At 32.7% G+C, this 24,235-nt stretch carries 27 protein-coding genes; 25 read left to right on the top strand and 2 right to left on the bottom strand.

Features of this window, described 5'->3' with window-relative positions; all coding sequences use genetic code 11:
* Positions 1-3: 3 nt before the first annotated feature.
* The 19 genes from BAQ46_RS18870 (at position 4) to BAQ46_RS18780 (ending at position 17,899) form a co-directional block, all read left to right on the top strand.
* Positions 4-255, top strand: coding sequence for an EsaB/YukD family protein (locus BAQ46_RS18870; protein WP_001007567.1), 252 nt, complete (start codon positions 4-6; stop codon positions 253-255).
* Between the two features lie 72 nt (positions 256-327).
* Positions 328-1,527 carry a type VII secretion protein EssB gene (essB, locus tag BAQ46_RS18865; protein WP_071742446.1) on the top strand — a complete coding sequence of 400 codons (1,200 nt, stop codon included), beginning with the start codon at positions 328-330 and terminating at the stop codon, positions 1,525-1,527.
* A gap of 39 nt (positions 1,528-1,566) precedes the next feature.
* Complete coding sequence (gene essC / locus BAQ46_RS18860; RefSeq protein ID WP_000436727.1) at positions 1,567-6,078, top strand: type VII secretion protein EssC; 4,512 nt, start codon at positions 1,567-1,569, stop codon at positions 6,076-6,078.
* A gap of 12 nt (positions 6,079-6,090) precedes the next feature.
* Positions 6,091-6,513, top strand: coding sequence for a YwqH-like family protein (locus BAQ46_RS18855; protein ID WP_000510393.1), 423 nt, complete (start codon positions 6,091-6,093; stop codon positions 6,511-6,513).
* A 3-nt stretch (positions 6,514-6,516) separates the two neighbouring features.
* Entirely contained in the window at positions 6,517-6,807 is a 291-nt protein-coding gene (locus BAQ46_RS18850) for a TIGR04197 family type VII secretion effector (protein WP_000503889.1), read from the top strand.
* A 40-nt stretch (positions 6,808-6,847) separates the two neighbouring features.
* Entirely contained in the window at positions 6,848-8,329 is a 1,482-nt protein-coding gene (locus BAQ46_RS18845; protein WP_000360014.1) for a T7SS effector LXG polymorphic toxin, read from the top strand.
* Positions 8,330-8,358: 29 nt separating this feature from the next.
* Positions 8,359-9,141, top strand: a complete 783-nt coding sequence (locus tag BAQ46_RS18840) for a hypothetical protein (RefSeq protein WP_000267166.1) — start codon at positions 8,359-8,361, stop codon at positions 9,139-9,141.
* A gap of 114 nt (positions 9,142-9,255) precedes the next feature.
* Entirely contained in the window at positions 9,256-9,717 is a 462-nt protein-coding gene (locus BAQ46_RS18835) for a DUF5085 family protein (protein WP_000868165.1), read from the top strand.
* Positions 9,714-10,157, top strand: a complete 444-nt coding sequence (locus tag BAQ46_RS18830; protein WP_000582721.1) for a DUF5085 family protein — start codon at positions 9,714-9,716, stop codon at positions 10,155-10,157. The genes BAQ46_RS18835 and BAQ46_RS18830 overlap by 4 nt, the downstream gene beginning before the upstream one ends.
* 136 nt (positions 10,158-10,293) lie before the next feature.
* Positions 10,294-10,764, top strand: a complete 471-nt coding sequence (locus tag BAQ46_RS18825) for a hypothetical protein (RefSeq protein ID WP_000266198.1) — start codon at positions 10,294-10,296, stop codon at positions 10,762-10,764.
* A gap of 220 nt (positions 10,765-10,984) precedes the next feature.
* Positions 10,985-11,230, top strand: a complete 246-nt coding sequence (locus tag BAQ46_RS31110) for a hypothetical protein (protein WP_001030785.1) — start codon at positions 10,985-10,987, stop codon at positions 11,228-11,230.
* A gap of 182 nt (positions 11,231-11,412) precedes the next feature.
* Positions 11,413-12,207, top strand: a complete 795-nt coding sequence (locus BAQ46_RS18815) for a hypothetical protein (RefSeq protein WP_071742444.1) — start codon at positions 11,413-11,415, stop codon at positions 12,205-12,207.
* A 27-nt stretch (positions 12,208-12,234) separates the two neighbouring features.
* Entirely contained in the window at positions 12,235-13,032 is a 798-nt protein-coding gene (locus BAQ46_RS18810) for a hypothetical protein (RefSeq protein WP_071742442.1), read from the top strand.
* Between the two features lie 94 nt (positions 13,033-13,126).
* Positions 13,127-13,414, top strand: a complete 288-nt coding sequence (locus BAQ46_RS18805; RefSeq protein WP_071742439.1) for a hypothetical protein — start codon at positions 13,127-13,129, stop codon at positions 13,412-13,414.
* Positions 13,415-13,496: 82 nt separating this feature from the next.
* The gene (locus tag BAQ46_RS18800) at positions 13,497-14,258 is read left to right on the top strand and encodes a hypothetical protein (protein WP_071742438.1); all 762 of its coding nucleotides are present in this window, start codon (positions 13,497-13,499) and stop codon (positions 14,256-14,258) included.
* Between the two features lie 62 nt (positions 14,259-14,320).
* Positions 14,321-15,097 (top strand): hypothetical protein, encoded by a 777-nt coding sequence (locus BAQ46_RS18795; RefSeq protein ID WP_071742435.1) that lies wholly within the window; start codon positions 14,321-14,323, stop codon positions 15,095-15,097.
* Between the two features lie 230 nt (positions 15,098-15,327).
* A complete protein-coding gene (locus BAQ46_RS18790; protein ID WP_061130724.1) occupies positions 15,328-16,110 on the top strand; it encodes a hypothetical protein in 783 nt (260 codons plus the stop codon).
* Positions 16,111-16,172: 62 nt separating this feature from the next.
* Positions 16,173-16,949, top strand: coding sequence for a hypothetical protein (locus tag BAQ46_RS18785; protein WP_000265484.1), 777 nt, complete (start codon positions 16,173-16,175; stop codon positions 16,947-16,949).
* Positions 16,950-17,125: 176 nt separating this feature from the next.
* Entirely contained in the window at positions 17,126-17,899 is a 774-nt protein-coding gene (locus BAQ46_RS18780; protein WP_000612288.1) for a DUF3952 domain-containing protein, read from the top strand.
* Between the two features lie 283 nt (positions 17,900-18,182).
* Here the strand turns inward: BAQ46_RS18780 and BAQ46_RS18775 are convergent, their stop codons facing one another.
* Positions 18,183-18,968, bottom strand: coding sequence for a GNAT family N-acetyltransferase (locus tag BAQ46_RS18775; protein WP_071742433.1), 786 nt, complete (start codon positions 18,966-18,968; stop codon positions 18,183-18,185).
* A 132-nt stretch (positions 18,969-19,100) separates the two neighbouring features.
* Between BAQ46_RS18775 and ytfJ the strand changes: the two genes are divergently transcribed.
* The 4 genes from ytfJ (at position 19,101) to BAQ46_RS18755 (ending at position 21,117) form a co-directional block, all read left to right on the top strand.
* Positions 19,101-19,526, top strand: coding sequence for a GerW family sporulation protein (ytfJ, locus tag BAQ46_RS18770; RefSeq protein WP_000349987.1), 426 nt, complete (start codon positions 19,101-19,103; stop codon positions 19,524-19,526).
* Positions 19,527-19,686: 160 nt separating this feature from the next.
* Positions 19,687-20,463, top strand: coding sequence for an oxalate:formate antiporter (locus tag BAQ46_RS18765; RefSeq protein ID WP_000014090.1), 777 nt, complete (start codon positions 19,687-19,689; stop codon positions 20,461-20,463).
* 51 nt (positions 20,464-20,514) lie between these two features.
* Positions 20,515-20,835 (top strand): hypothetical protein, encoded by a 321-nt coding sequence (locus BAQ46_RS18760; protein WP_071742431.1) that lies wholly within the window; start codon positions 20,515-20,517, stop codon positions 20,833-20,835.
* A gap of 69 nt (positions 20,836-20,904) precedes the next feature.
* Positions 20,905-21,117, top strand: coding sequence for a hypothetical protein (locus BAQ46_RS18755; RefSeq protein WP_000798747.1), 213 nt, complete (start codon positions 20,905-20,907; stop codon positions 21,115-21,117).
* Positions 21,118-21,146: 29 nt separating this feature from the next.
* Here the strand turns inward: BAQ46_RS18755 and BAQ46_RS18750 are convergent, their stop codons facing one another.
* A complete protein-coding gene (locus BAQ46_RS18750; protein ID WP_001253199.1) occupies positions 21,147-21,485 on the bottom strand; it encodes a hypothetical protein in 339 nt (112 codons plus the stop codon).
* A 187-nt stretch (positions 21,486-21,672) separates the two neighbouring features.
* Here BAQ46_RS18750 and BAQ46_RS18745 point away from each other — a divergent pair, with 187 nt between their 5' ends.
* Positions 21,673-22,371: a class I SAM-dependent methyltransferase gene (locus BAQ46_RS18745; protein WP_116777249.1), complete on the top strand. Its 699-nt coding sequence runs from the start codon at positions 21,673-21,675 to the stop codon at positions 22,369-22,371.
* A 94-nt stretch (positions 22,372-22,465) separates the two neighbouring features.
* On the top strand, positions 22,466-24,154 hold the full coding sequence (locus BAQ46_RS18740; protein ID WP_012644371.1) for a formate--tetrahydrofolate ligase: 1,689 nt from the start codon (positions 22,466-22,468) through the stop codon (positions 24,152-24,154).
* Positions 24,155-24,235: the final 81 nt, after the last annotated feature.

Below are 24,235 nucleotides of genomic sequence, written 5' to 3'. Positions count from 1 at the left end.
GCGATGGCAATACAAACACATATAAATGTGACAGTAGATTTTAATAAATGGAATGGAAATACATATGATTTGCGTATTCCGAATCATCAATCCATTAAATATTTATTGAAAAACTTATTAGATACGCTAAAGATTGATAATCATGAAGGTTCACATTTTGTAATGAAAGTGAAAAATAAGTCAATTGTTTTAACAGATAACGATCGTTTAATTGATCACCAAATAACAGATGGCGATATTTTACAAATTTTATAAAGAATATTTCTTACTTTTAGTTATTTGAAAATAAGTTATTACGGGTATAAAGAAAAGGAGAAGAGGATAAACATGACGGAAAAAATAATTCAAATTGATGCAATGAACTATCAATTTCAAATAGAAAAAGAAAATTGGAAATTGGAGATGACCAAATCTCAAACACGTATAAAAGACTTCCGTCAATTCGATATAATTACGGGCGTATCATCTGAATTCGTGCCATTAACGATAGAAGAAACGGATGATATGTTTACGTTTGTATTTCAAGTGGATAAAAAATTATATAAGTGGGACGATCTTAGCCGTTTTGGAAGAAATGAGAAATTAAGACTACTTCGGAATGTTGCGCAGTTTCGTAAATATTTAAATAAGCGAATCACGTTCTTTTTACATCCAGACAATATAGTTTTTAATGCGAATTTAATACCAAGTATTATACATAGAGGAATTCGAGATATTGTTCCACCAACCCCGTTATTAGAAGAGCAATTTTTAACACAATATAAGTGTTTAATTATTGCTTTATTCTCCCAAAAACATAACTTTGATGATTTGTATGCTGGGTTACTAAAAGATGCAAAAGAAACAACATTTGAACAGACCGTTGCTCAAATGGAAAGCCTAGATGCATTACTGCAGTTTCTTGATGACAGCTTTGAGAAGGAACAAACAAAAACAGAAAAAAATATGCAGTTAGTACCTAAAAAAAGCTATAAATCGTTTAAATACTTAGCTTTTTCCTTCATAGCGGCGACAGTTATTTTAGCTGCTCCTTTAATATATTTCACTTTTATAAAACTTCCTTATCAAAATAAATTATTAGAAGCAAATGCGGGTTTCATAGCAACTGATTATGACAAAGTCATTACGCAGTTAAGTGAAGAGGAATTTGAATCATTACCGATTGCATCTAAATATGAGTTAGCATTTGCATACATTACAGCTGAAAAATTAGGTGAAGATCAAAAGAAAGCGATTATGAAAAACATTAGTTTGAAAAGTGATGAAAAGTATTTGCTGTATTGGATGTATAACGGAAAAGGTAATTTTGATAAATCATTAGATTTAGCTAAAACACTTGATGATCCTCAGCTTATTATGTACGGCCTTGTTAAACAAATTGAATCATTGAAAAATAATCCGGATTTATCAGGAGAAGAGCGTGATCAAAAATTAAAAACATATGAGCAACAATTAGATGAATATAAAAAGAAATATGGCAATTCATCAAGTGATAAAAATTTGTCGGACACAGAGAAAAAAGAGTAAGCACTTGATGAGACAGTTGAAAAGGAGCAGTGAACAGGCATGGAGCAACTATTAGTATTGACTTATGGAGACAAAATATATAAGTGCACATTACATCCAAATGAGCAATCAATAGTGTCGATTGGAAAAGAGTGGACAAATGATATTACGAATCCAAGTTTAGAACAAGAAATAGAATTAACGTGGAATAATGAAGTAAATGCTTGGATGGTACAAAATCAATTAATAGAATTCAATAAGGAATTTGAGATTGGAAAAACTAAAGATGTGAGCTTGAAAATCTTTATCTCTATTATCGGCACAACTAAAGTGTTTGATATCGGAACGAAACATTCTCTTACAATTAGTCAAAACAGTTATGATGATATTTCTATTATTGGGACAAATGTAGATTTAATGCTATCTCGTGAAACGTTGTACGATTCTTTTAAAGTGAATGTATATGACGGGGATGTATTTCATAATTATACGAAGCTAAAAGATAGCGTTATGTTAGAAGCGGGAGACGTATTATATTTTGATGGTGTTTTAGTAGAAATAGGCAATGAAGACATTCAAGTACTTTCTTCAGAAGAGAACGTGAAATCTACGTTACCTATTTTAGTAGAATCAGAAACAAATTATCAAAGTGGTTATCCAGATTATCATCGTTCACCGCGTATTATTTACCGTGAACCAGAAGAGAAAATGACAATTGCAAAACCTTCAAGTATGCCGTCAAAACCGACTGAACATTTGGCAAGAATTATTGCACCTTCTCTTGTCATGATTGTCGTAACCGTATTACTTGCTATCTTTATGAAATATGGGATGTTTATTATTGCATCGATTGCGATGACATTAGTAACAATTATTGTTTCTGTCACATCATATATAAAAAATTTAAAGCAATATAAAATTGACATTGTTGAACGTGATAAAAGTTATAGAGCGTATATAAAACAAAAAACGAAAGACTTACATGCAGAAAGTGAAAAACAGCGCCATGCATTACATTATCATTATCCAAATGTTGAAGTGATACGTAATATGGCTATGCAAGTAAATCCACGTATTTATGAAAAAACAATGTTACATCATGATTTCTTAACATTTAGCGTTGGGACAGGACAAGCTAATACGAGTTTTGAAATCCAATTTAATGAAGAAGAATTTAGTCAAACGAAAGATGAGTTAATTGATATAGCGCGTGAACTAAGACAGCGTTATCTTACTTTGGAAGATGTACCTGTTGTAACAGATTTGATAAATGGACCGGTTGGCTATATTGGACAACGCTCTTTAGTGCTAGAACAATTACAATTATTAGTTGTACAAACCGCGTTATTCCATAGTTATTATGACTTGCAGTTTATTACTATTTTTCCTGAAGAGGAAAAAGAAAAATGGAATTGGATGCGCTGGTTACCACATGGAAGTGTTCGCGATATAAATGTACGTGGATTTGTATACCATGACCGTAGCCGTGATCAAGTGTTAAATAGTTTGTATCAAATATTGAAAGAACGAAAATTAAAACTAGATGAAAAAAGTTCAACGAATGAAAAAATGTACTTTGCACCGCACTATGTTGTTCTCATTACAGATGAAAAACTAATACTAGATCATGTTGTTATGGAATTCTTTAATGATGATCCAAGTCAATTAGGTGTATCACTTGTATTTGTACAAGATGTTATGCAAAGTTTACCAGAGCACGTGAAAACGGTAATTGATATAAGAGATGCAAAACAAGGGAACATCATCTTAGAACAAGGAGAGCTTGTAAACCGTCAATTTAAACTCAATCACGTACCGAAAGGGTTCAATTTAGAAGACATTTCACGAGCATTAGCACCTTTAAATCATTTGCAAAACTTAAAAAATAGTATCCCAGAAAGTGTAACATTTTTAGAGATGTACGGTGTTGAGAAAGTAAAAGAACTAAATATCACAAGTCGCTGGGAGAAAAATGCAGCGCATAAATCTTTAGCTGTACCACTTGGATTACGTGGTAAAGAAGATATCGTAAACTTAAACTTACACGAAAAAGCACACGGACCACACGGGTTAATAGCAGGTACAACAGGTTCAGGTAAATCGGAAATTATACAATCGTACATTTTATCTCTAGCAGTTAATTTCCATCCGTACGAAGTAGCCTTTTTATTAATTGACTATAAAGGTGGCGGTATGGCGAATTTATTCAAAAACTTACCGCATTTATTAGGAACAATTACGAACTTAGATGGAGCACAAAGTATGAGAGCGCTCGCATCAATTAAAGCTGAATTACAAAAAAGACAACGATTATTTGGGGAAAATGATGTAAACCATATTAATCAGTATCAAAAACTGTATAAAGAAGGCTTAGTAAGTGAACCGATGCCACATCTATTTTTAATTAGTGATGAATTCGCGGAACTGAAGTCAGAACAACCAGAGTTTATGAAAGAGTTAGTTTCAACAGCGCGTATCGGTCGTTCGCTCGGAATCCATTTAATATTAGCTACGCAAAAACCGAGTGGTGTTGTAGATGATCAAATTTGGAGTAACTCGAAATTCAAACTAGCATTAAAAGTTCAAAATACGTCAGATAGTAATGAAATTTTAAAAACACCAGATGCTGCTGAAATTACATTACCAGGACGTGCTTACTTACAAGTTGGGAATAATGAAATATATGAACTATTCCAATCAGCTTGGAGTGGAGCAGACTATGTAGAAAACAAAGAAGATAAAGAACATTTAGACGCAACGATATATGCAATAAATGATCTAGGACAATATGAAATATTAAGCGAAGACTTAAGTGGACTTGGTAGTAGTAAAGAAGTAATAAGCGTACCATCTGAACTGGATGCTGTTATTGACTACATTCACGATTACGCAGAAATAAATGAAATTGAAGCGTTAGCTAGACCGTGGTTACCACCACTTCCAGAAAGCGTATATTTACAAGACTTACATGCAATTCAGTTCAAAGAAGCATGGACGAAAGAAAAGAAACCATTACAAGCAACAGTTGGTCTACTAGATCAGCCTGAATTACAATCACAAACACCATTAACATTAGATATTAGTAAAGACGGACACGTAGCGGTATTCTCAAGCCCAGGCTACGGAAAATCAACATTCTTACAATCAGTCATTATGGATGTAGCTCGTCAGCATAGTCCGGAGCATTTGCATGTGTATTTATTAGACTTCGGAACGAACGGTTTAATGCCATTAAAACCATTACCGCATGTGGCAGACATCATTACATTAGATCAAGTTGAAAAATGCGAGAAGTTTCTTCGTCGCATAGAAGACCTATTAAAAGATAGAAAGCAATTGCTAAGTAAATATGGCGTTGCGAGTCTTGAAATGTATGAGAGAGCTAGTAAAGAAGTATTACCAACAATATTAATTACGTTAGATAACTATGATGCTGTTAGAGAAGCTGGATTTGTCGAAGACTTTGAACGCATTATTGCACAAATTGTACGTGAAGGGGCAGCGGTAGGAATTCATTTAATGCTTACGGCTACACGTCAAAATGCATTGAGAGTACAAGTAAATACAAATATTAAATTACAAATTGCTCTATATATGATAGATGAGGCGGAATCTAGAGCTATTGTAGGAAGAACAGAGTTGAAAATTGAAGAATTAGCAGGACGTGGTTTAGTTAAAATTGACGAACCAACAATCTTCCAAACAGCTTTACCGACAAGTGGAGAAGACGTACTTACTCGAATTGAAAATATACAAGCTGAAGGAAAAGAGATGGATTCCTTCTGGAATGGAGAAAGACCGAAAGCAATTCCTATGGTACCTGAAGTGCTGGAATACAAAGAGTTTATTGCATGGCCAGAAACAAGAAAAATTATTGAAGCAGGCAAACTAACATTTGGTGTAGAAACAGAAAGCGTTACACCTCTCGAATTAGATTTAACGGAAGCGTCTAATATTGTTGTAGGGGGAATCAAGAAAGATGAAGTTGAAAATGTAGTTCATCAATTCCTTCAACAGTTAGCTGAAAGTGGACACTTTGACCTAGGCTTAATCGATACAAGAACACGCAATTTCTCAAACTATAGAGAGAGCGCTGCTTTATATGTAGCTGAAAAAACAGGAATTGAGAAAACGATTAAACAAGTTACAAATGCTTACAAATCGAGAGAAGCGGCGTTTAAAGAGGAGCAGGAAGCATCAAGTGAAACAGTGAACCCGGCAGAATTTATTAAGAAATTTAAGCCGATTGTAATCGTAATTGCAGATGTAAATGATATTTTAAGTAATTTAGAAGATAGCGATATATATAGTTTAGCGGAATTAATAACAAATGGTGCATTTATGGGCATCCACTTCGTAATTGGCTGTGATGTTGATTCAATTGACAGTCGATACGACTTAGTTTCAAAAACAATAAAAACACAATCTCATGTTATTTTACTTAGAAAATCATCAGGCCAAATGGTCTTCGATGTATCTAATAAAGATTTAAGTAGTACAAAATTAAATCCATTTGAAGGGTATTTTGTTGAAAATCGTTTTGCTACTAGAATTAAAGTGCCAACTATATAAGGGGGGATTTGCATGGGGATAGCAGAATTAAATAGTCAAAAATCTGGTTTATTAAGTAGTATAAGTCATCAACAAGGGCAATTGGCTGAATTACAAATGAAATTACGAAGGGTAATAACTGCTAAGGGGAAATTTGTAAGTAATCTTGAAGCAATTAAACAAAATCAAGAGCAGTTTAAGTCTTTAGAAATAAACGAGAGTAGTTGGAAAGGGCAAAGAGCAACTACTTTTAAAGAAACATATGAACAACAAGTCATTTCGAATTTAGGGAAGTTTATCGGAGAACTGGGAAGAGTGCAAGAAGACATCGATCAAGCCATACAGCGGCTTGAAAGAGAAATCGCTGCATGTGAGTCAAGTATTGCTTCTTTAAGTAGAAGTGTTTCAATGGTTGACGCTAGTATTCAAGTAGAAGTACAGAAAGTGGGGAAATGATAAATGGGGGAAATTAAATTAAATAAAGGGGTATTTGATGCGAAAGTAAGTGATTTGAAAAGTGGTGCTAGTGATTTAGGGAAGACTAAATTTAATGGTATGCAGTTACATCGTACGAATTTAAGTAAACTGAAAAAATATTGTGAAGCGATTGAAAAACTTTCTCAGAAAGTTCAGCGATATGAGAAATTGTTAGAAAATGATATAAGTAGAGTACAAGAAATTGGAGCGAAAATGGTAGAGAAAGATGCAAAACTTGGGCAAGAACTAAAAGTTGGTATACAGCAGCACTAGAAAAACATTCTACGTAAAAATGAAATAAGGGGAGAGAAACGTGGATAAAAATATTGAATTACAAGAAGTAAACGAATTACAAAAAAGATTTCAAACAAGTGCTGACGAACTAAATCAATATTTTGAAACTTTATTAGGGAAAATAGATGATTTGAACCAACTTAATTCTTTTCAAGGGAAAGCAGCAGATGAAATAAAGAGGTATTTTTCTAGAGTACATGGTACTACGATTGCTGGATTTCAAATTGCAGCGGAAGAGCTGAAAAATGAATTTCAAAAAGCAATAGAGAGTTTTAATAGTACAGTTGATAGTGATAGTGACACAAAGATTTATGGGAACTATTTAGATAATGTAAAGAAAAAAATTAATGGATACAGCAATGAATTTGATCGCTCTAATGAAGAAGCAAAACAAACTATATCGACTATAGCAGACATTGTCCCAACTCAGTATCCATCATCTTCAGGCATATCTGAAGGAATCCAAAAAAGTCAAAAGGAAGTTAGTGATACACTAGAAAAATTAGAAACGTATAATAGTCAGCAAAATGAACTTCAACATTTTAATGAAATGTTAAGTTCATTAGACAAGGGAATGAAAGAAATACAAGCAGCCAATGGAGATTTTTCTAGTAAGATAGTCGAAAAAATTATGGCTGGTGGATGGAATGGAAACTTAATAAATGGTATTTCTGAGAGCATGACGACGTTTGATATTCGACAAAAGGGTGGTAAATTTTTGGTGGCCGCTTTTGCTCGTATGTATTATGCAAAAAAGAACTATGATTTAAGTGTTTTATTTGATTCTAATGGTCGAAAAGGAAAAGGAAAGTTTACACTATCAACACGTCAAAAAGAAGATTTAGTGGAAGTGTATAAATTACTTAAGATGGATAGCAGTGATGATAGTATATTTCGTTATATAAAAAATGGACTTAAATTGGATGGTGTAGAAAATTCGAGAATTACGAATGAACAAGTAAGAAAAGCAAGAAAAGGAATTTATAAATTACCGGAATTTCAAGATTTTCAAAAGTTCCAACAGGATTGGAGTAAAAAAGGGTTACCCACTGCAATTAAAGAAAGAGGATGGAGTTCGTTTAAAACGGAGTATGTAAAAGGGTTAAAAGATTTACATCCTGGGCAATGGAAAGAAGCGTTTAAAGAACTTGGAAATACTGGTAAGTTTTTGAAGGGAGCAGCCATATTTGGAGCGGTTGTGTCAGTTGGAAATAACATTGCTGAAGCTCAAAAAGATGGATGGCAATTACATGATGTAGCGGATATAGCAACAGATTCAGCAGTAGATATTGGAGCAACTGCCGGGGCGGCTGCAGCTGGTGCTGTAGCGGGATCGTTTTTCCTTCCGCCTATTGGAACTGTTGTAGGAGCTGGCGTTGGGGTAGTTATTACGGTAGGATTAAATACGAAAACGAGTATATTTGGGGGAGACAGTGCAATTGATGCTACTAAAAAAGGAGTAAAAAAAATAACAACAAAACTTAGGGATCTATTTTGGTAATTCGGCTACAAGAAAGGTGCAGATAGAGTATGTGGAACATAAAAGAAGAAGAGTTAGAGGAATTTAGAAAAACATGCAGAAGGCGTTTAAGTCCTGAAGGTGCGACGGGATTTATGCTAGGAACAATAATTATCGATTCATTAATGATGCTATTTATTATAGGAGCATTGGTGAAGTTTGGTTGGGGTTTTTATACTACTATGTTTGAAAAAACACTGGTTAGTATTGAACTTGTGTTGTATGGCTTGCAGATAATTTTTCTAATACTATATTCCTTTCCAAAAGCACGTTATAAATTTCAAAAGTTACAAACGCTCGTTGTATTATTATATGCATTTCAATTAGGAACAATTACATTTACAATGTTAGTTCTTCCTGGAATGACTGACTATTCAATTGATCGAATGACTTTAATTTGTGTAGGGTTATTATTTATAGGAGCAGTAATATTTCATATTGTGACAACAATTGATACGTTTAAGCAAGCAAGTGAAGGTGCGTTTAGCATGGATGAGAGGTCTCGTTCATTTTTTAGTGAAACAAAAGGAAGAATGATAAAAGGTAGCATGATATATATATCAGTTCTTCTTATAATCATTTATTTTCATAATGATTATAACTTTAATACATTAATTTTATATGTAGTAGGGACAATTTTAATGTATGCAGTGGCCATAGGTGCAGCTGAATTCCAACTTTTAGTGTACTGTAGATTCAAATTTAAATCATTTAATATGACATGGGAAGAGAATGAGAGAGAACGACAGAAATTTAGAAAATATAATAAAAAAAACAAGTCGAAAAGTAGATAATAAAAGAAATGAATTTTTGCTATAGCATAAGTTGTTAATTTATGTGTATGAAATGAGAAATTGCACGTTTCTATTCGAGTTAGAAAGAAATAAAGATTAAGGGGAGTAGATGTTGTGAAAGTTCAATATAAAGCATTATCACTATTAAATTTAATTAGTATTACTCAAGTCGTTAAAAAAGAAGATTGGTTATTACCTGCTATTGCGCTGAGAAATCAAGTTATCCGTAATGGGATTTATGCAGTAGGACCGGTTCTCTTTAAATATAAACCACTTGAAAATGAACCAGCATATGGTGAATATACATATTGTGTGCCGGTAAATGAACGTGTGGAATTAGGGGAAGATTCTGCATATGAATACATTGATGGTTTAATAATTGAAGATGCTTTAAGTGTGCGTTTTACGGATGAAGATGGTGATATTGAAGATGTGTATAAGTTAATACACGAGGTGGCAAATCAAAACCATATTAAATTAGATAGTAGTTTTTATCATGTATGCTTAGATGTATACGGCGATACTTGGTTAGATATTTACGCTCCTATTATAGAAGTAGGTGAAACCGTAAAATGATTATAGAAGGTCAAAGTATTGCATATACAAATGTTGTTTCAAAAGAATACTATATTCATTATACCTATATGAAAGATTCGATTGACGATTTTATGCTAGAAATAGAAAAAGCGAACTTAACAGCAAAAGGTCCACTATTTTATGCATTGAAAAATGTTCCTTCAGATGAAAATATGTATATTGAATTATTTATGCCGATATATGAGGATAAAGTTCCACCATTAGAAACAATGAAATTTAGAAGCTATTACTATGTAGATGACATGCTTGTGAAACGATTGACAGGAGATTATGAAACATTAACCGAGTATGCATATGCTGAGATGCTTCAGTATATGGAAGATAATGAACTTGATATGATTTCACCTATTTATCATATTTTTAGCGGTGATGAAGAGCTACAGTATGTTGAAATAAAAATTGCAGTGGATACACAATAATAATTTAGTGTACTTTTAGTTCTGGAAATATGAAAAGTAAAAACCAGATTTTAGTTTCGTTTTATAGAAGAATAATATAAAGGTATTCTTGAATTAAGAGTTCTAATTGTTGTTTTTAGTAGGAAGGAGTCTACATATGTGGCTATTTTCAAAAGAAAAAACTGTGTATTTTCAACAAGAGTGTGAGGATAAAACTGGGGAGTTAATTAAGCAGCAAATATTGGAGAAAGTATCAGTAGATGATTGCATAATAGCTGCTGAAATGATTGATGTATTGTTTATATATCCTGAACTTGCAGAAGAACTTGCAAGAGTTTTATATATGAGTAATAAAGAATTATTCCGAACGGTTGCTATGTTTGTTGGCACATTTGAAATTTTTGTACAAGTCTCAAACACAACGAAAGTTATTATCCAATGTATTCCGGTAGATGAAGAAATGGAAGAAGAAGTGTTTTCGGATATGAAAGTGATCGGTTTTAAATATAAGAAAAAGTCCACTGATGAAGAGATAGAAGAAATAGCAGAGTGGATGCTAGAATATAAAAAGATGTGTAAAAAAATAGCAGAGCACTATGAAATAGCTCAAAAAGAATCATTATTATAATGTAAGAATATCTTAGATTAATAAAACCTTCTCTTCTGGTTAGAATGAGGAGGTTTTTTATTCTAAGATCTATATGTAATTGATTGAATAATTCGACATGAAATTTTTCAGTTGGATCAATCTGAATGGGTAGTAGTTACGTTCTGCAGTTCGCTCTGTTCTTATTTTGAAAGGGAAAATTTATTCGAAAGTCAATTTGTAAAGAGGGGAAGGTGTTATTTTGAATAAAGATCGGAATGTTTCGGAAGCAGAGAAAAGTTTTTTTGAAAGGACAATAGAATCTATCTATAAAGTGTTAGAATTTATAATGAAATATACAATGATTCTAATAATAATAATGTCAATATTTGTGATAATTGCTGCTGTTTATTTTAAAATATATGAGGGGATAGGGGCGGGTGTATTCCTCTTAATCTCGTCATTATTTGCATATTTGGTATTTTTTAAGAAAAGTAAAAATGCCTAAATCAATAGCGGAAATAAAAATCCAAAGATTAACAACTATAATACGTTATTTGAAGAGGGAAAGTTTTGTATATAGCATGAATGTATAACAGCAAGAAAACCTTCTCTTTTCATTAAAATGAGAAGGTTTTTATATTTAATCTACATGATTTAAGTAAAGGTAGTTAAAGGTGGGAAACTTGGATGTGGAATATAAAAGAAGAAGATTTAGATGAATTTAAAATAACATGTAGAAATCGTTTAAGTCCTGAAGCTGCTGTAGGTTTTATGTTAGGTTCAATCATATACACCTCACTAATAATGTTAGGTGTAATTTATGGTTTGGTGAAATTTGGTTGGTCCGTATATCCTAGTTTACTAGAGGAAACAATTATTAAAATAGAGTTATGTTTGTATAGCTTACAAATCATTTTTCTTATTGTATATTTATTTCCCAAATCCCGTTTTAAATTTCAAAAGTTACAAGCTATAGTTATATTGCTATATGCACTTCAACTTGCGACTATAGGATTTGTAACAGTAGTTGTTTCGAGTATTTTCAGTTATTCAAATGATCGTGTTACATTGACTTATGTAGTCTTATTATTGTTAGGAGCCTTTATTATTCATATTTTTACAACAATTAATACCTTTAAGCAAGCTAGCGAAGGCGCATTTAGTAAGTGGAAAAATTCAGTTTCATTTTTTAGTAAGACAAAAGATTTTTTTATGATTGCTTCTATATTATATGTATTAACTCTCCTAATCTTAATTTATATTAATAATGATTATACGATGGAGCAAATAGGTTGGTATGCCGTATTGACCCTTATACTATATTCGGTAGCCATAGGTGCAGCAGAGTTCCAATTATTAGCCTATTGTAGATTTAAATTTCCATCATTTTATATTTCGTGGGAGGAACATGAAAGAGAGCGTCAGAAAAGACTAAAGCTTTATGAAGAGAAGGAAAAAAAGAAAACTAAAGAAATAAAATAAGTTTTGCGTCGAAATGGGGAAAGATGAATGCTTAAAATAAAGGAAGAAGATTTAGGTTTTTTTCAAATTACAAATAAAAACCAATTAAGTCCGGATTATATAAGAATCTTTTATGGGGGAGTTTTTGCATATACTTCTATACCAATGTTCATCATGTTTTTAGGTGTTTTGCTGAACGGTGATAAGATTTCTCTAACTCCTTTTGAAAAGATAGTTGTACAAACTGAGGTTAAGTTGTATGTTTTGGAGTTCGTTTTTTTAATATTATTCATGTCTAAAAAGATTGCTTTTAAATTACAGAAACTACAAACAATCGTAACTGTATTTTATGCTTTTCAGTTAGCGACATTACCTTTCATAGTTATGGTTGTTGAAGGAATATATGATTTTCCATGTGACAATAAAACATTGGTTTATATCGGTTTAATACTATTAGGAGCAATCTGTACCCACATTGTAGCAACGATCGATGTTTTTAGAAAAGCAAAGCATGGAGGATATAAATTAGAAGGACCGGCTGTCTCATTTTTTACTAACACGAAATTATATTTATTGATCGGAATAACGATCGGTGTAATAGTTCTACTTGTATTAATTTTTTTAAACCTTAATTATACATTTGATGAAATGGCAATTTATGTGACACAAACAATAATATTATATATATTCGCTGTAGTATCAGCAGAATTCGTCCTATTGGTGTATTGTCGCTTTAAATTTCCATCATTTAATATTACGTGGGAACAACATGAAAAGGAACGCCAAGAATTTATAGCAAATAGAAAAAGAATAAGAGAGAAAGAACAAAAGCGAAACAAAAACTGAAAAGAAAGTTATAAATGATACTCGTAAACTTATATTGAAGATAGAATGAATACATTATTCATAAATTAACTAGTAAAGGGAGGAATGTAATATCTTGAATAAAGATTCTAAAGCTGTAAAAAAAGAAAAAGGTTTATTTGAAAGTGTAATAGCACCTATTATTGTTGGGATTATATTTATCTTTTTAATTCTATATAAAGTAGCAGAGTTTCTGGGGAAGTGGCTCATTATTTTGTCAATACCGAGCTATATTGTTACTATGTTTATTTTTTTATACCAGAAAGAATATGGAGGTGTATTGGTTTGTGGAATAGGCTTAATACTAATGCTATCGCTGTATTTTGTGTTTGTTAAAAAAGTAAAAAAGGCTAGTTTAATATGAAATACTAAAAACATTTATTTACTTTCAGTTTGTCTACAAAAATAGAGTTATTACATGATTTTAGAAAAGATGGTGTAATTATATGTGGAATATAAAAGAAGAAGATTTAGATAAGTTTAGAATGACATGTCAAGGGCGTTTAAGTCCTGAAGGTGCTACGGGTTTTATGCTTGGAACAATATTTTATATTTCAATATTTATGTTTATTATTTTTGTAGGTGATTTGAATTACTACAACAATTTTTTTGATAGAACAATTGTTAAAACTGAAATTGTGTTATTTAGTATTCAAATTATATTTTTAATTATATATCTATTTCCGAAAGCATGTTTTAAATTTCAAAAGTTACAAACGCTAATCGTATTACTATATGCGTTTCAACTTGGAACGATATTATTTGTAGTTTCGATTGTTTCTGAAATGGCTGACAATTCAATTGGTAGGATGTATACCGGGCTACTAGTTGTAGGAGCAGTTATTATCCATATTGTAGCAACGCTAGATACATTTAAACAAGCAAGTGAAGGTGCATTTAGTAGTGATGAAAGATCCACCTCGTTTTTTAGTAAGACAAAAGGAGCTATGATAAAGGGGGCTATAATATATATATTCATACTACTTATTTTAATGTATTTTCAAAATGATTATTCAATTGATTTTTTTGTTATGTATGGAGTAGGAACTGTATTGATGTATGCGGTTGCAATCGGAGCGGCAGAATTCCAACTATTGGCGTATTGCAGATTCAAATTCAAGTCATTTAATATGACGTGGGAAGAGAATGAGAGAATGCGTGGGAGAATTCGAAAGCGAAATAAGAAATTCAAAACGAAAAATAAATAATATATTAATAGAATTTTAGTGTTCGAAAAATAATTGAAACGTATAGAAGGTGAAGAGCCAGGATGTGGAATATAAAAGAGGAAGATTTAGATAAGTTTAGGATGACATGTAATGATCGTTTAAGTCCTGAGGGGGCTACAGGATTTATGTTTGGAGGAATACTTTATAGTTCAATAGCCGTTTTTTCTATTATTGTATCAGGTGGTTGGGAGTACTGTATGGTTCTCCTTAATATAGGAATCGTTAAGCTAGAAGTGTTGTTATATGCTCTGCAAGTAATTTTTTTCATTCTATATTTATTTCCAAAAGCTCAATTTAAATTTCAAAAGCTACAAACACTTGTTGTATTAGTATACGCACTTCAAATGGCTACTATATTACTTACAGTTTTAGTTGTTTCTGAAATAGCTAATAATTCAATGGATCGTATTACATTGAATTATGTATGTTTGCTATATTTAGGAGCAGTAATTTTTCATATTACAACAACAATAGATACATTTAAATTGGCAAGTGAAGGTGCGTTTAGTATGGATGAAAGATCCGTATCCTTTTTTAGTAAAACAAAAGGAACTATGATGAAATTGGCTTCAATATACGCATTAATCCTTCTTATTTTGATTTATTTTCATAATGATTATGCATTTGATACTTTTATTGGATATGTAATAGGAACTGTTTTAATGTATACGATAGCCATAGGAGCAGCTGAATTTCAGCTATTAGCGTATTGCAGATTTAAATTTCCATCATTTAATAAAACGTGGGAGCAACATAAAAGAGAGACTCCAAGATATCAAAAGAAAAATAAAAAAAGTAAATCGAAACGTAGGGCATAAAGAAATTACGTATTGTAAGTTTTGATGATAAAAAAGTAATAACTTACAGGAGAGTATTTGAACTATCAAAAGCATTCGGATTATGTACGGCAATTAATGTAGTGATGATATACATAAAAGATTATCTAAATTTAGTTATACAAAAGATGAAGATACTTAAAAAAGTTACGAATGTAATGGGATTTTAGTGAATGAAAATTATTTAAACTGTATAGAAGGTGAAAAACTGAATGTGGAACATAAAAGAAGAAGATTTAGATCAATTTAGGATTACATGTAGAAATCGTTTAAGTCCTGAAGGTGCGACGGGATTTATGATGGGAACAATCATTTTTGTTTCATTATTGATGTTTTTTATTTTCGTAGCACTAGTTACAGATGGTTGGGATTACTATTCAACTTTTTTCGACAAAATAATTGTTAGTATTGAATTAGTTTTATATAGTTTACAAATAATTTTTTTAATACTATATCTATTTCCGAAAGCTCGTTATAAATTTCAAAAGTTACAAACGCTCGTTGTAATATTATATGCATTTCAATTAGGTACAATAACATTTACAGCGTTAGTTCTTCATGGAATGACTGACTATTCAATTGATCGAATGACTTTAATTTGTGTAGGGTTATTATTTATAGGAGCCGTTATCGTTCATATTGTGACAACAATTGATACGTTTAAGCAAGCAAGTGAAGGTGCGTTTAGTATGGATGAGAGGTCTCAATCATTTTTTAGTGAAACAAAAGAAAGAATGATAAAAGGTAGTATGGTATATAACTTAGCCCTTCTAATAATCATTTATTTCCATAATGATTATGACTTTGATACGTTAATTTTGTATGTAGTAGGGACAATTGTAATGCATGCAGTAGCCATCGGAGCAGCTGAATTCCAGCTCTTAGTGTACTGTAGATTCAAATTCAAGTCATTTAATATGACATGGGAAGAGAATGAGAGAATGCGTCGGAGATTTCGAAAGCGAAATACAAAATTCAAAACGAAAAGTAAGTAAGAGTGAAATAGAATTTAAGTGTATGAGAATTATTTAAACTGTATAGAAGGTGAAAAAGCTGAATGTGGAAAATAAAAGAAGAAGATTTAGATGAGTTTCGAATGACATGTAGAGTAAGATTAAGTCCTGAGGGAGCTACAGGATTTATGATGGGGGGCATACTCTTTAGTTCAATAATTATATTTTCTATCGTTTTATCAGGTGGTTGGGAGTATTGTAAGGTTCTCTTTGGAATGGGAATTGTAAAGTTTGAGCTGTTTTTATACAGTGTGCAATTCATTTTTTTAATACTATATTCGTTTCCAAAAGCTCGTTATAAATTTCAAAAATTACAAACAATTGTCGTGTTATTATACGCATTTCAATTAGGAACGATTGGGCTCACAGCTTTAATTGTTTCTGAAATAGCTAATAATTCGATTGATGTTTTGACATTGACGCTTGCAAGTTTATTATTTCTAGGAGCAGTAATTTTTCATATTGTGACAACAATTGATACGTTTAAACAAGCGAGTAAAGGTGTTTTTAGTATGGATGAGAGATCTAAATCATTTTTTAGTAATACAAAGATGAATGTACTGAAGGGAGTAATGATATACGTACCACTCCTTCTGGTTTTAATTTATTTTTGTAACGACTATGGGTTTGATGCTTTACTAATGTATGTGGTTGGGAGCATTTTAATGTACGCAGTAGCAATCGGAGCAGCTGAATTTCAGCTATTAGCATATTGCAGGTTTAAATTTCCGTCATTTAATAAAACGTGGGAGCAACATAAAAGAGAAACTCCAAGATATCAAAAGAAAAATAAAAAAAGTAAATCGAAACGTAAGGCATAAAGAAAGTGTGTATTGTAAGTTTTGATGATGAAAAAGTAATAATTTATAGGAGAGTATTTGAACTACGAAAAGAAAATTTACTTATGTAAGGTGATAAAAGTGATTAGTAGGTTATCTAATTGAAAATATAGAGTGGGTAGTGTGATGATGAAATGAACAAAAAAAGGGTTTCTAAAATGATTCCTATCATAATAGCAATCAGCCTATTACAAGCATGTAGCTTTTTTGAAGAAAAGATAGAGTATGAGCCATTTGTCAAAGCTTTGGATGAAGGTGACATGAAAAAGGTAATGTCCGCTAGTGATGATGGATATGCGTATGTGAAACAAAGAGGTATATATAGTACATATGAGCAAAAGGAAGATGGAGAGCACAGTAAAACAATCTATCAAACTTCGAAAGGCATATATAATACGAAAGATAAAAGTTTATATGGAAATACAATACAAGAAATTACCTCGGAAGTAGATAATAAAAATTATAAAGAAGAAGTTAATTATAGTACAAATATTAGTTATGAGAATGGACAGGTACAAAGTACGGATTCAAGTCTGGATGTTTCATACGTGAACTTAATTGTAGATCGTTTAAAAGGGATAGGGAAACTAAAGATGAAGCCAGGAGGTGATATAAAAAAGTTTGGTCAGCCTAGTACTGTTGGATATACATTAACTGAATCAGAGTTTCAAAATATTATTAATGATAAGTTGAAAATACAATATGATGAATATGGTGGTGGATCAATCGCATTGCATATTGATTCTAAAAATGGTTCAAAGCAGATATTGGAAGTAAGTATTGTAATAAATTATAAGAAAAGAAATGATGAAGGCAAGTTAGTAAAATACATATCACAAATACATACATCTTTTGATAGTCACCAAGGCAATAACCAAGATGCGAAACAGGAATATATTGATTTTAAAGCACAGTATAATAAGAAGCAGTAATGTTAAGGAGAGCATTTGCACGTAATGATAATAGCGATATAAGTGGAATAAATGTTTCATAAATATAGTGGAAAGAATTTGAGGATAAACGCCCCGATTACTGGAGTAAATGCAATAATTGGGGCCGTTAATCTGTCTGAATTTAGTTTGAATACATAACATGTTTTAGTTAGAGTATTGCTCCGCAAGTAGTTTTTCCATTTTCATAATAACGGTGTAAAGTTTTTGTATAATCTGCTTTTACTGCTAGGTTACAACTATTTCCGCTTATAGAGTCCCCTTATTATCGATACATCGTCCACATTCCAATGTCTTTAAATCCTAGTCGTTTATAAATTCGTCCAGCAGCTGGATTGTTATAAAATAAACAAAGTGTTCGGCCTTCTTTCGTAAAGTCTTGGATCATTTTTTGTAATATGAGTGAAGCGTAACCATTTCCGCGATAATTCGGGTGTGTACATACACCAACTACCATAGCGGATAATGAATTTTCAGCGGAAGTAGAGGCGGATGCGATGATAGCACCGTCTTTTTCAATATAATATGTGCGTCCTGTATTTGTTTTGAGAGCTTGTCTTAATATTTTCTCTGATTCATTAACAACTGGAAATTCAGCAATGTTACCTCGCAATTGCATAATTCGCTCTACATCATCTAGTGAGGCAAGTTTAATTGTTTCATGAATTGGTGTGCTAGGTAAGTTGTTGTCATTTAGACATTCACAAAAATACATTTCATTTTTGACGCCTAATTGTAGACTTGGAGCAGTTTCAAAATTTTCTACAATAGTTGACTTACCAGAGAGTTTAAGCGGCTTATATGTGGAAAGAAGTGCCTCATAATCAGTGGTAATAAATTCTTCTTTACTATAGGGTATAAATGAATCGTGGAATCGGAGTAGAATTGATTTTAATGTTCCATTCTCTTTAAATACTCCCCATAATTCTTGAAAATCTGTGTCATAACCGAAAGTTTCAATATCTCCAATAATAAACAAGTTAAGGGCTGCTTCTTCTTTTAGGTAAGCGAATACTTGTTCATGATCTTTCTTTGTTAATTTTCTTATCATAAAGAATCGACCTCTTTTTTTATTTTTCTAAATATTACAACTTAAGTTTTTTGAAATCAATATAAAATTTTATGTTTAGTTCACAAACTTTCGGAAAAACTAGGAAAGATATGACAAAGGAGGTTATGAACGGTGGATCATCCAATTCAAGGGTTAATGAAAGCAGCAATGGAAAATTTAAAAGAAATGGTCGATGTAAATACGATTGTTGGAGAGCCTGTTCAGACGGCTGACGGTGGTGTAGTGTTAACGGTTTCTAAAGTAGCGTTCGGTTTTGGAGCAGGAGGTTCTGATTTCCAAACGAATGATGGACAAAGAGCGAACGGTAACCCTGCATTTGGTGGCGGTAGCGCGGGTGGTGTTTCTATTACACCAGTAGCATTTCTTGTGGTGAATAAAGATGGAGTAAATATTCTGCATCTACAAAATGCGACACATTTAGCGGAAAAAATGATTGAATTAGCTCCACAAACAATTGATAAAATTCAATCGATGTTCCAAAAAGATGAAAAGAAAGAGGGAAATCATCATCCTCAAAACCCAGATGAAATCCTTTAAAAACGCCTGCTCACGAGCAGGTGTTTTTTCTTGTAATCACTATGTAATAAAACACATGAAATTGTAAATAGTTTTTGAAGTTTTTTCTATGTTTCTAAAATTTTTCATGTTAAAATATGCTATAGAATTGAAACATATAAAACGAAGGTGGCTAGGTGCTTTGTCTGGAGGATCTGACCAAGTAAAGAATATGATATATATTAATGGTAATCGTCGAGGTCATTGTTTTATTACATCAGGAATTACGTTTAAAGAGTTTGCAAGTAACATCCCTTCACCGCTTCATCAAGTGTTGCTTTTAAAGCATAACTTTGAATGGACAGATTTTCATTATCATACTTTATTTGAATATGTTGAGGAAGAAAATATACATAAGTTAATTCAAGCAGAGATTGATGAATTTGATGAATTTTGTTGGGTAGATTTTGATGATGCAAGCGATTTAGATGAACTAGAGCCAAAAGAAATTGCAGAGCTTTTATATTTGGCTCATAAAAAAGAACCACTTGCAAGAACGTTCTTTCCGTTATTGAAAAATAGATTTGTTTATTTTTCACATGATGACGGATGGTACAACAAAGTGTATTATCGTAGAATTGCAGACTTTGTAGGGATGTTAAGTAAAGTTATTCCTTATAAACTCGGTGCTTTCGGTAAGAAACGTTTTTCTTTCTTCCAAAAATCAAAAATTTTCCCAGCAATTTCAAAAGAAGTGATTATGGGGCTTATTCCATTAATGGAAGATGGTCTTTATATTGATCTGGCAGGGAAAATTGAGTCAAGAAGGGGTCTTGAAATTCCAGTTTATGTAGTCGGTTCGTATGAAAGTACGGATGAGGTACTAGATAATATCGATGAATTGAAAGAAGAAGCAACAGAGACTGGTTGGCTTATTTTTGATAAGAAAGAACAAGAGTGGCAATGGGTTGTAGACTAAGAAAACTTGGCGCATGCAGTCAAGTTTTCTTGTCTTTTGAAAGGAGTACAAATGAAGAAGTATTATACAATTGTGGGTATTGTAAGTATTATTCTTGTGGCAATTTTACTTATCACTTGTCCGAAAGAATCAGATTTTAAATTGTATCTAGAAGATAAGTATGCATTGAAATGTGATGAGAGTAGTTTTGAATGCACAGAAAATGTAGATGGTAAAAAAGAAAAACTAAAATTTGAAAGTACAGATGCACGAAATGGTGTATTCTTTATGACTGTAAAGCAAACATTTAAAACAGAAGCTGGTGTTACGAAAGAATATAGCGGAGTAGGAATGTTTGATACATTTCTTTTTGTTTCAGAGAAGACTTTCTAGTAATAGAAGGTCTTTTTCTTATGCTTATGTTCATATAGATGAAGTAAGACAAGCATAGGAGGGGTATTGATGAAGAACACATGTATTGTTTGTGGCGGTGAGGAGTTTTTCTCTTCTACATTATACGCACGTACGAAACAAGATTGGGCATATGCACCAAATATGTACCGTTTTGAAAAGGTGTTTATTGAGCATCGGGATGAAGAAAATTATCCAGTGTTTCAAGAAATTACAGCGAAACATTGTTGTGGATGCGGTCATATTATGTTGTATCACGAATGAACACACCAAGTATAACTTGGTGTGTTTTTTTAAAAAGCTGACAAAGCAAGCGGATAAAGTAAAGTAAATAAAACAGAAAAACTACCAAAACCAATTGCGGTATATCCAAGTGTTCTTGCTCCAAAATTGACAGCTAATAAGCCAACTAAAATCGCAAGAGAACCGAGTGTAACCGGATAAAATGCAATGGAGAAAAGCGAAAGAAATAAAGCGACATAGCCTATCATTGCACCGGTATTTGTACCTTCTATTTCATTTGCAATTTCTTTACGTTTATGTCTAATTGGAATGCCAGCTGGTGATATTTCAGCTGCATACTCTTCGTTTTTTTCACCACTTTTAAAATGATGATTTCTCTTTCTTCGCATGTACATCCCTCTCTTTCAATTGGGTGTACTTATATTATCTTTCATAAAGAGAAGAACATGAGTATGAGTTAAACCCAAGTAAAGCAAAAATTGGAGAATAAAGATTCCTTTATTAGCATGTACATTTCCTAATGAAGATAAAACAGGAATTTTGGAAAATGATGTAGAATGAAATGAGTGATAAAGCGTGAAGGTAGGGGAATGTATGACGAAATTTAATTGGCATGAATCAGCAGAGAAGAAATGGGATAGTAGTGCAGAGTTTTGGAATCAAAATAGTCAGGAGATGTGGGATAGTGGGAGTAGGAGTACGATTATTCCATTTTTTGAACAATATGTGAAGAAAGAAGCCAAGGTGCTTGACGTTGGTTGTGGAGATGGATACGGTACATATAAATTAAGTCGCGCGGGCTATAAAGCAGTTGGAGTAGATTTATCAGAAGTGATGATTCAAAAAGGTAAGGAGCGCGGAGAGGGACCGGATTTATCCTTTATAAAAGGAGATCTTTCTTCCTTACCGTTCGAAAATGAACAATTTGAAGCAATTATGGCAATTAATTCTTTAGAATGGACCGAGGAGCCATTACGAGCATTAAATGAGATAAAGCGTGTTCTAAAAAGTGATGGGTATGCATGTATTGCAATTTTAGGGCCGACAGCAAAGCCAAGAGAGAACAGTTATCCTCGTTTATACGGCAAAGACGTTGTTTGTAATACGATGATGCCTTGGGAATTTGAACAGTTAGCGAAAGAACAAGGTTTTGAAGTTGTAGATGGAATCGGTGTATATAAGCGCGGAGTAAATGAGAAGATGTTAGGTCAACTTCCTATAGAGTTACAACAATCGTTAACATTCTTATGGGTATTTATGTTAAAAAACGTATAAAGAAATGAAAGAATTTTTAGGAGGTAAATAAGTGCAGAAAATACAAAAAACTGATACAATATCATCAGAACCAATTAAAGGGGGACTAGGGTATATGACAACTACTACAACAGTTAAATCCGACATTGAAATCGCACAAGAAGCAAGTATGAAGAAGATTCAAGAAATTGCAGCTGAATTAAATATTTTAGAAGATGAATTAGAGCCATACGGTCATTATAAAGGTAAGTTATCTCTTGATATTTTTAAGCGCTTACAGAATGAGAAAGACGGTAAAGTTGTTTTAGTAACAGCGATTAACCCAACTCCAGCTGGAGAAGGTAAATCAACAGTAACAGTTGGTTTAGGTCAAGCTTTTAATAAAATTGGTAAGAAAACAGTAATTGCACTTCGCGAACCATCTCTTGGACCAACGATGGGGCTAAAAGGCGGAGCAGCAGGTGGTGGTTTTTCACAGGTTGTACCAATGGAAGACATTAACCTTCACTTTACTGGAGATATCCATGCGATCACAACTGCTAATAACGCGTTAGCGGCGTTTATTGATAATCATATCCAACAAGGAAATACACTTGGAATTGATACGCGTAAAATCGTTTGGAAACGTTGTGTTGACTTAAATGATCGTGCCCTTCGTAACGTAGTAATTGGTCTTGGTGGACCGGTTCAAGGTGTACCACGTGAAGACGGTTTTGATATTACAGTAGCATCTGAAATTATGGCCGTATTCTGCCTTGCAACAGATATTCAAGATTTAAAAGCACGTCTATCACGCATCGTAGTTGCTTATAATTTTGCAAATCAACCTGTAACAGTTAAAGATTTAGGGGTAGAAGGTGCGTTAACATTATTATTAAAAGATGCATTAAAGCCAAACTTAGTGCAAACGTTAGAAAATACACCAGCTATCATTCACGGCGGACCATTTGCGAATATCGCTCACGGTTGTAACAGTGTTATCGCTACTACAATGGCAGCAAAATTAGGTGATTATGTTATTACAGAAGCTGGATTTGGTGCAGATTTAGGTGCTGAGAAGTTTTTAGATATTAAAGCTCGTGCAGCTGGCATTAAACCAGAAGCAGTTGTTATTGTTGCGACGATTCGTGCGCTTAAAATGCATGGTGGCGTAGCAAAAGATCAATTAAAAGAAGAAAATGTAGATGCATTAGCAAAAGGTATGGAGAACTTACAGAAGCACGTTGAAACAATTCAAAGCTTCGGTGTGCCTTTCGTAATTGCAATTAATAAATTCATTACAGATACAGATGCAGAAGTTGCATACTTACAAGAATGGTGTAATGAGCGTGGCTATGCGGTATCCTTAACAGAAGTTTGGGAGAAAGGTGGCCAAGGCGGAGTTGACCTTGCTGAAAAAGTGTTAAAAGAAATTGAAAAAGGTGAAAACAACTACGCACCACTTTATGAATTAGAATTACCATTAGAAGAGAAAATTCGTACAATTGCTCAAAAAGTGTACGGCGCAAAAGATATTGAATTTGCTCCGAAAGCACGTAAACAATTAGCTCAATATGAAGGCGAAGGTTGGAGTAACCTACCAATTTGTATGGCGAAAACACAATACTCTCTTTCTGACGATGCAACGAAATTAGGTCGTCCATCTGACTTTATCGTTACAATTCGTGAGCTAAAACCATCTATTGGTGCAGGCTTTATCGTTGCGTTAACAGGAACAATGTTAACAATGCCAGGCCTTCCAAAACAACCAGCAGCACTACAAATGGATGTAAATGAAGATGGAAAAGCAGTAGGTTTATTCTAAAAGGTTGTAATTCATCTCGTTTATCTGTAAACTATATATACATCAAGTGGCGCCTTTCCATCGAAAGGCGCCTGTTTTTTG

The organism is Bacillus paranthracis (genome assembly GCF_001883995.1).
In the GTDB taxonomy this organism is placed as follows: Bacteria; Bacillota; Bacilli; order Bacillales; family Bacillaceae_G; genus Bacillus_A; species Bacillus_A paranthracis.
Note: the sequence above shows the minus strand (reverse complement) of the source record. Positions and strands in the feature narration are given on the sequence as shown.

Excerpts from the sequence above, each read along its gene's own strand:
- BAQ46_RS18780 (WP_000612288.1), top strand. The coding sequence starts at position 17,126 with ATGATTCCTATCATAATAGCAATCAGCCTATTACAAGCATGTAGCTTT.
- BAQ46_RS18855 (WP_000510393.1), top strand. The coding sequence starts at position 6,091 with ATGGGGATAGCAGAATTAAATAGTCAAAAATCTGGTTTATTAAGTAGT.
- BAQ46_RS18760 (WP_071742431.1), top strand. The coding sequence starts at position 20,515 with ATGAAGAAGTATTATACAATTGTGGGTATTGTAAGTATTATTCTTGTG.
- BAQ46_RS18785 (WP_000265484.1), top strand. The coding sequence starts at position 16,173 with ATGTGGAAAATAAAAGAAGAAGATTTAGATGAGTTTCGAATGACATGT.
- BAQ46_RS18800 (WP_071742438.1), top strand. The coding sequence starts at position 13,497 with ATGTGGAATATAAAAGAAGAAGATTTAGATAAGTTTAGAATGACATGT.
- BAQ46_RS18790 (WP_061130724.1), top strand. The coding sequence starts at position 15,328 with ATGTGGAACATAAAAGAAGAAGATTTAGATCAATTTAGGATTACATGT.
- essB (WP_071742446.1), top strand. The coding sequence starts at position 328 with ATGACGGAAAAAATAATTCAAATTGATGCAATGAACTATCAATTTCAA.
- BAQ46_RS18830 (WP_000582721.1), top strand. The coding sequence starts at position 9,714 with ATGATTATAGAAGGTCAAAGTATTGCATATACAAATGTTGTTTCAAAA.
- BAQ46_RS18775 (WP_071742433.1), bottom strand. The coding sequence starts at position 18,968 with ATGATAAGAAAATTAACAAAGAAAGATCATGAACAAGTATTCGCTTAC.
- BAQ46_RS18870 (WP_001007567.1), top strand. The coding sequence starts at position 4 with ATGGCAATACAAACACATATAAATGTGACAGTAGATTTTAATAAATGG.
- BAQ46_RS18755 (WP_000798747.1), top strand. The coding sequence starts at position 20,905 with ATGAAGAACACATGTATTGTTTGTGGCGGTGAGGAGTTTTTCTCTTCT.
- BAQ46_RS18810 (WP_071742442.1), top strand. The coding sequence starts at position 12,235 with ATGCTTAAAATAAAGGAAGAAGATTTAGGTTTTTTTCAAATTACAAAT.
- BAQ46_RS18740 (WP_012644371.1), top strand. The coding sequence starts at position 22,466 with ATGACAACTACTACAACAGTTAAATCCGACATTGAAATCGCACAAGAA.
- essC (WP_000436727.1), top strand. The coding sequence starts at position 1,567 with ATGGAGCAACTATTAGTATTGACTTATGGAGACAAAATATATAAGTGC.
- BAQ46_RS18840 (WP_000267166.1), top strand. The coding sequence starts at position 8,359 with ATGTGGAACATAAAAGAAGAAGAGTTAGAGGAATTTAGAAAAACATGC.
- BAQ46_RS18795 (WP_071742435.1), top strand. The coding sequence starts at position 14,321 with ATGTGGAATATAAAAGAGGAAGATTTAGATAAGTTTAGGATGACATGT.
- BAQ46_RS18850 (WP_000503889.1), top strand. The coding sequence starts at position 6,517 with ATGGGGGAAATTAAATTAAATAAAGGGGTATTTGATGCGAAAGTAAGT.
- BAQ46_RS18815 (WP_071742444.1), top strand. The coding sequence starts at position 11,413 with ATGTGGAATATAAAAGAAGAAGATTTAGATGAATTTAAAATAACATGT.
- BAQ46_RS18825 (WP_000266198.1), top strand. The coding sequence starts at position 10,294 with ATGTGGCTATTTTCAAAAGAAAAAACTGTGTATTTTCAACAAGAGTGT.
- BAQ46_RS18750 (WP_001253199.1), bottom strand. The coding sequence starts at position 21,485 with ATGCGAAGAAAGAGAAATCATCATTTTAAAAGTGGTGAAAAAAACGAA.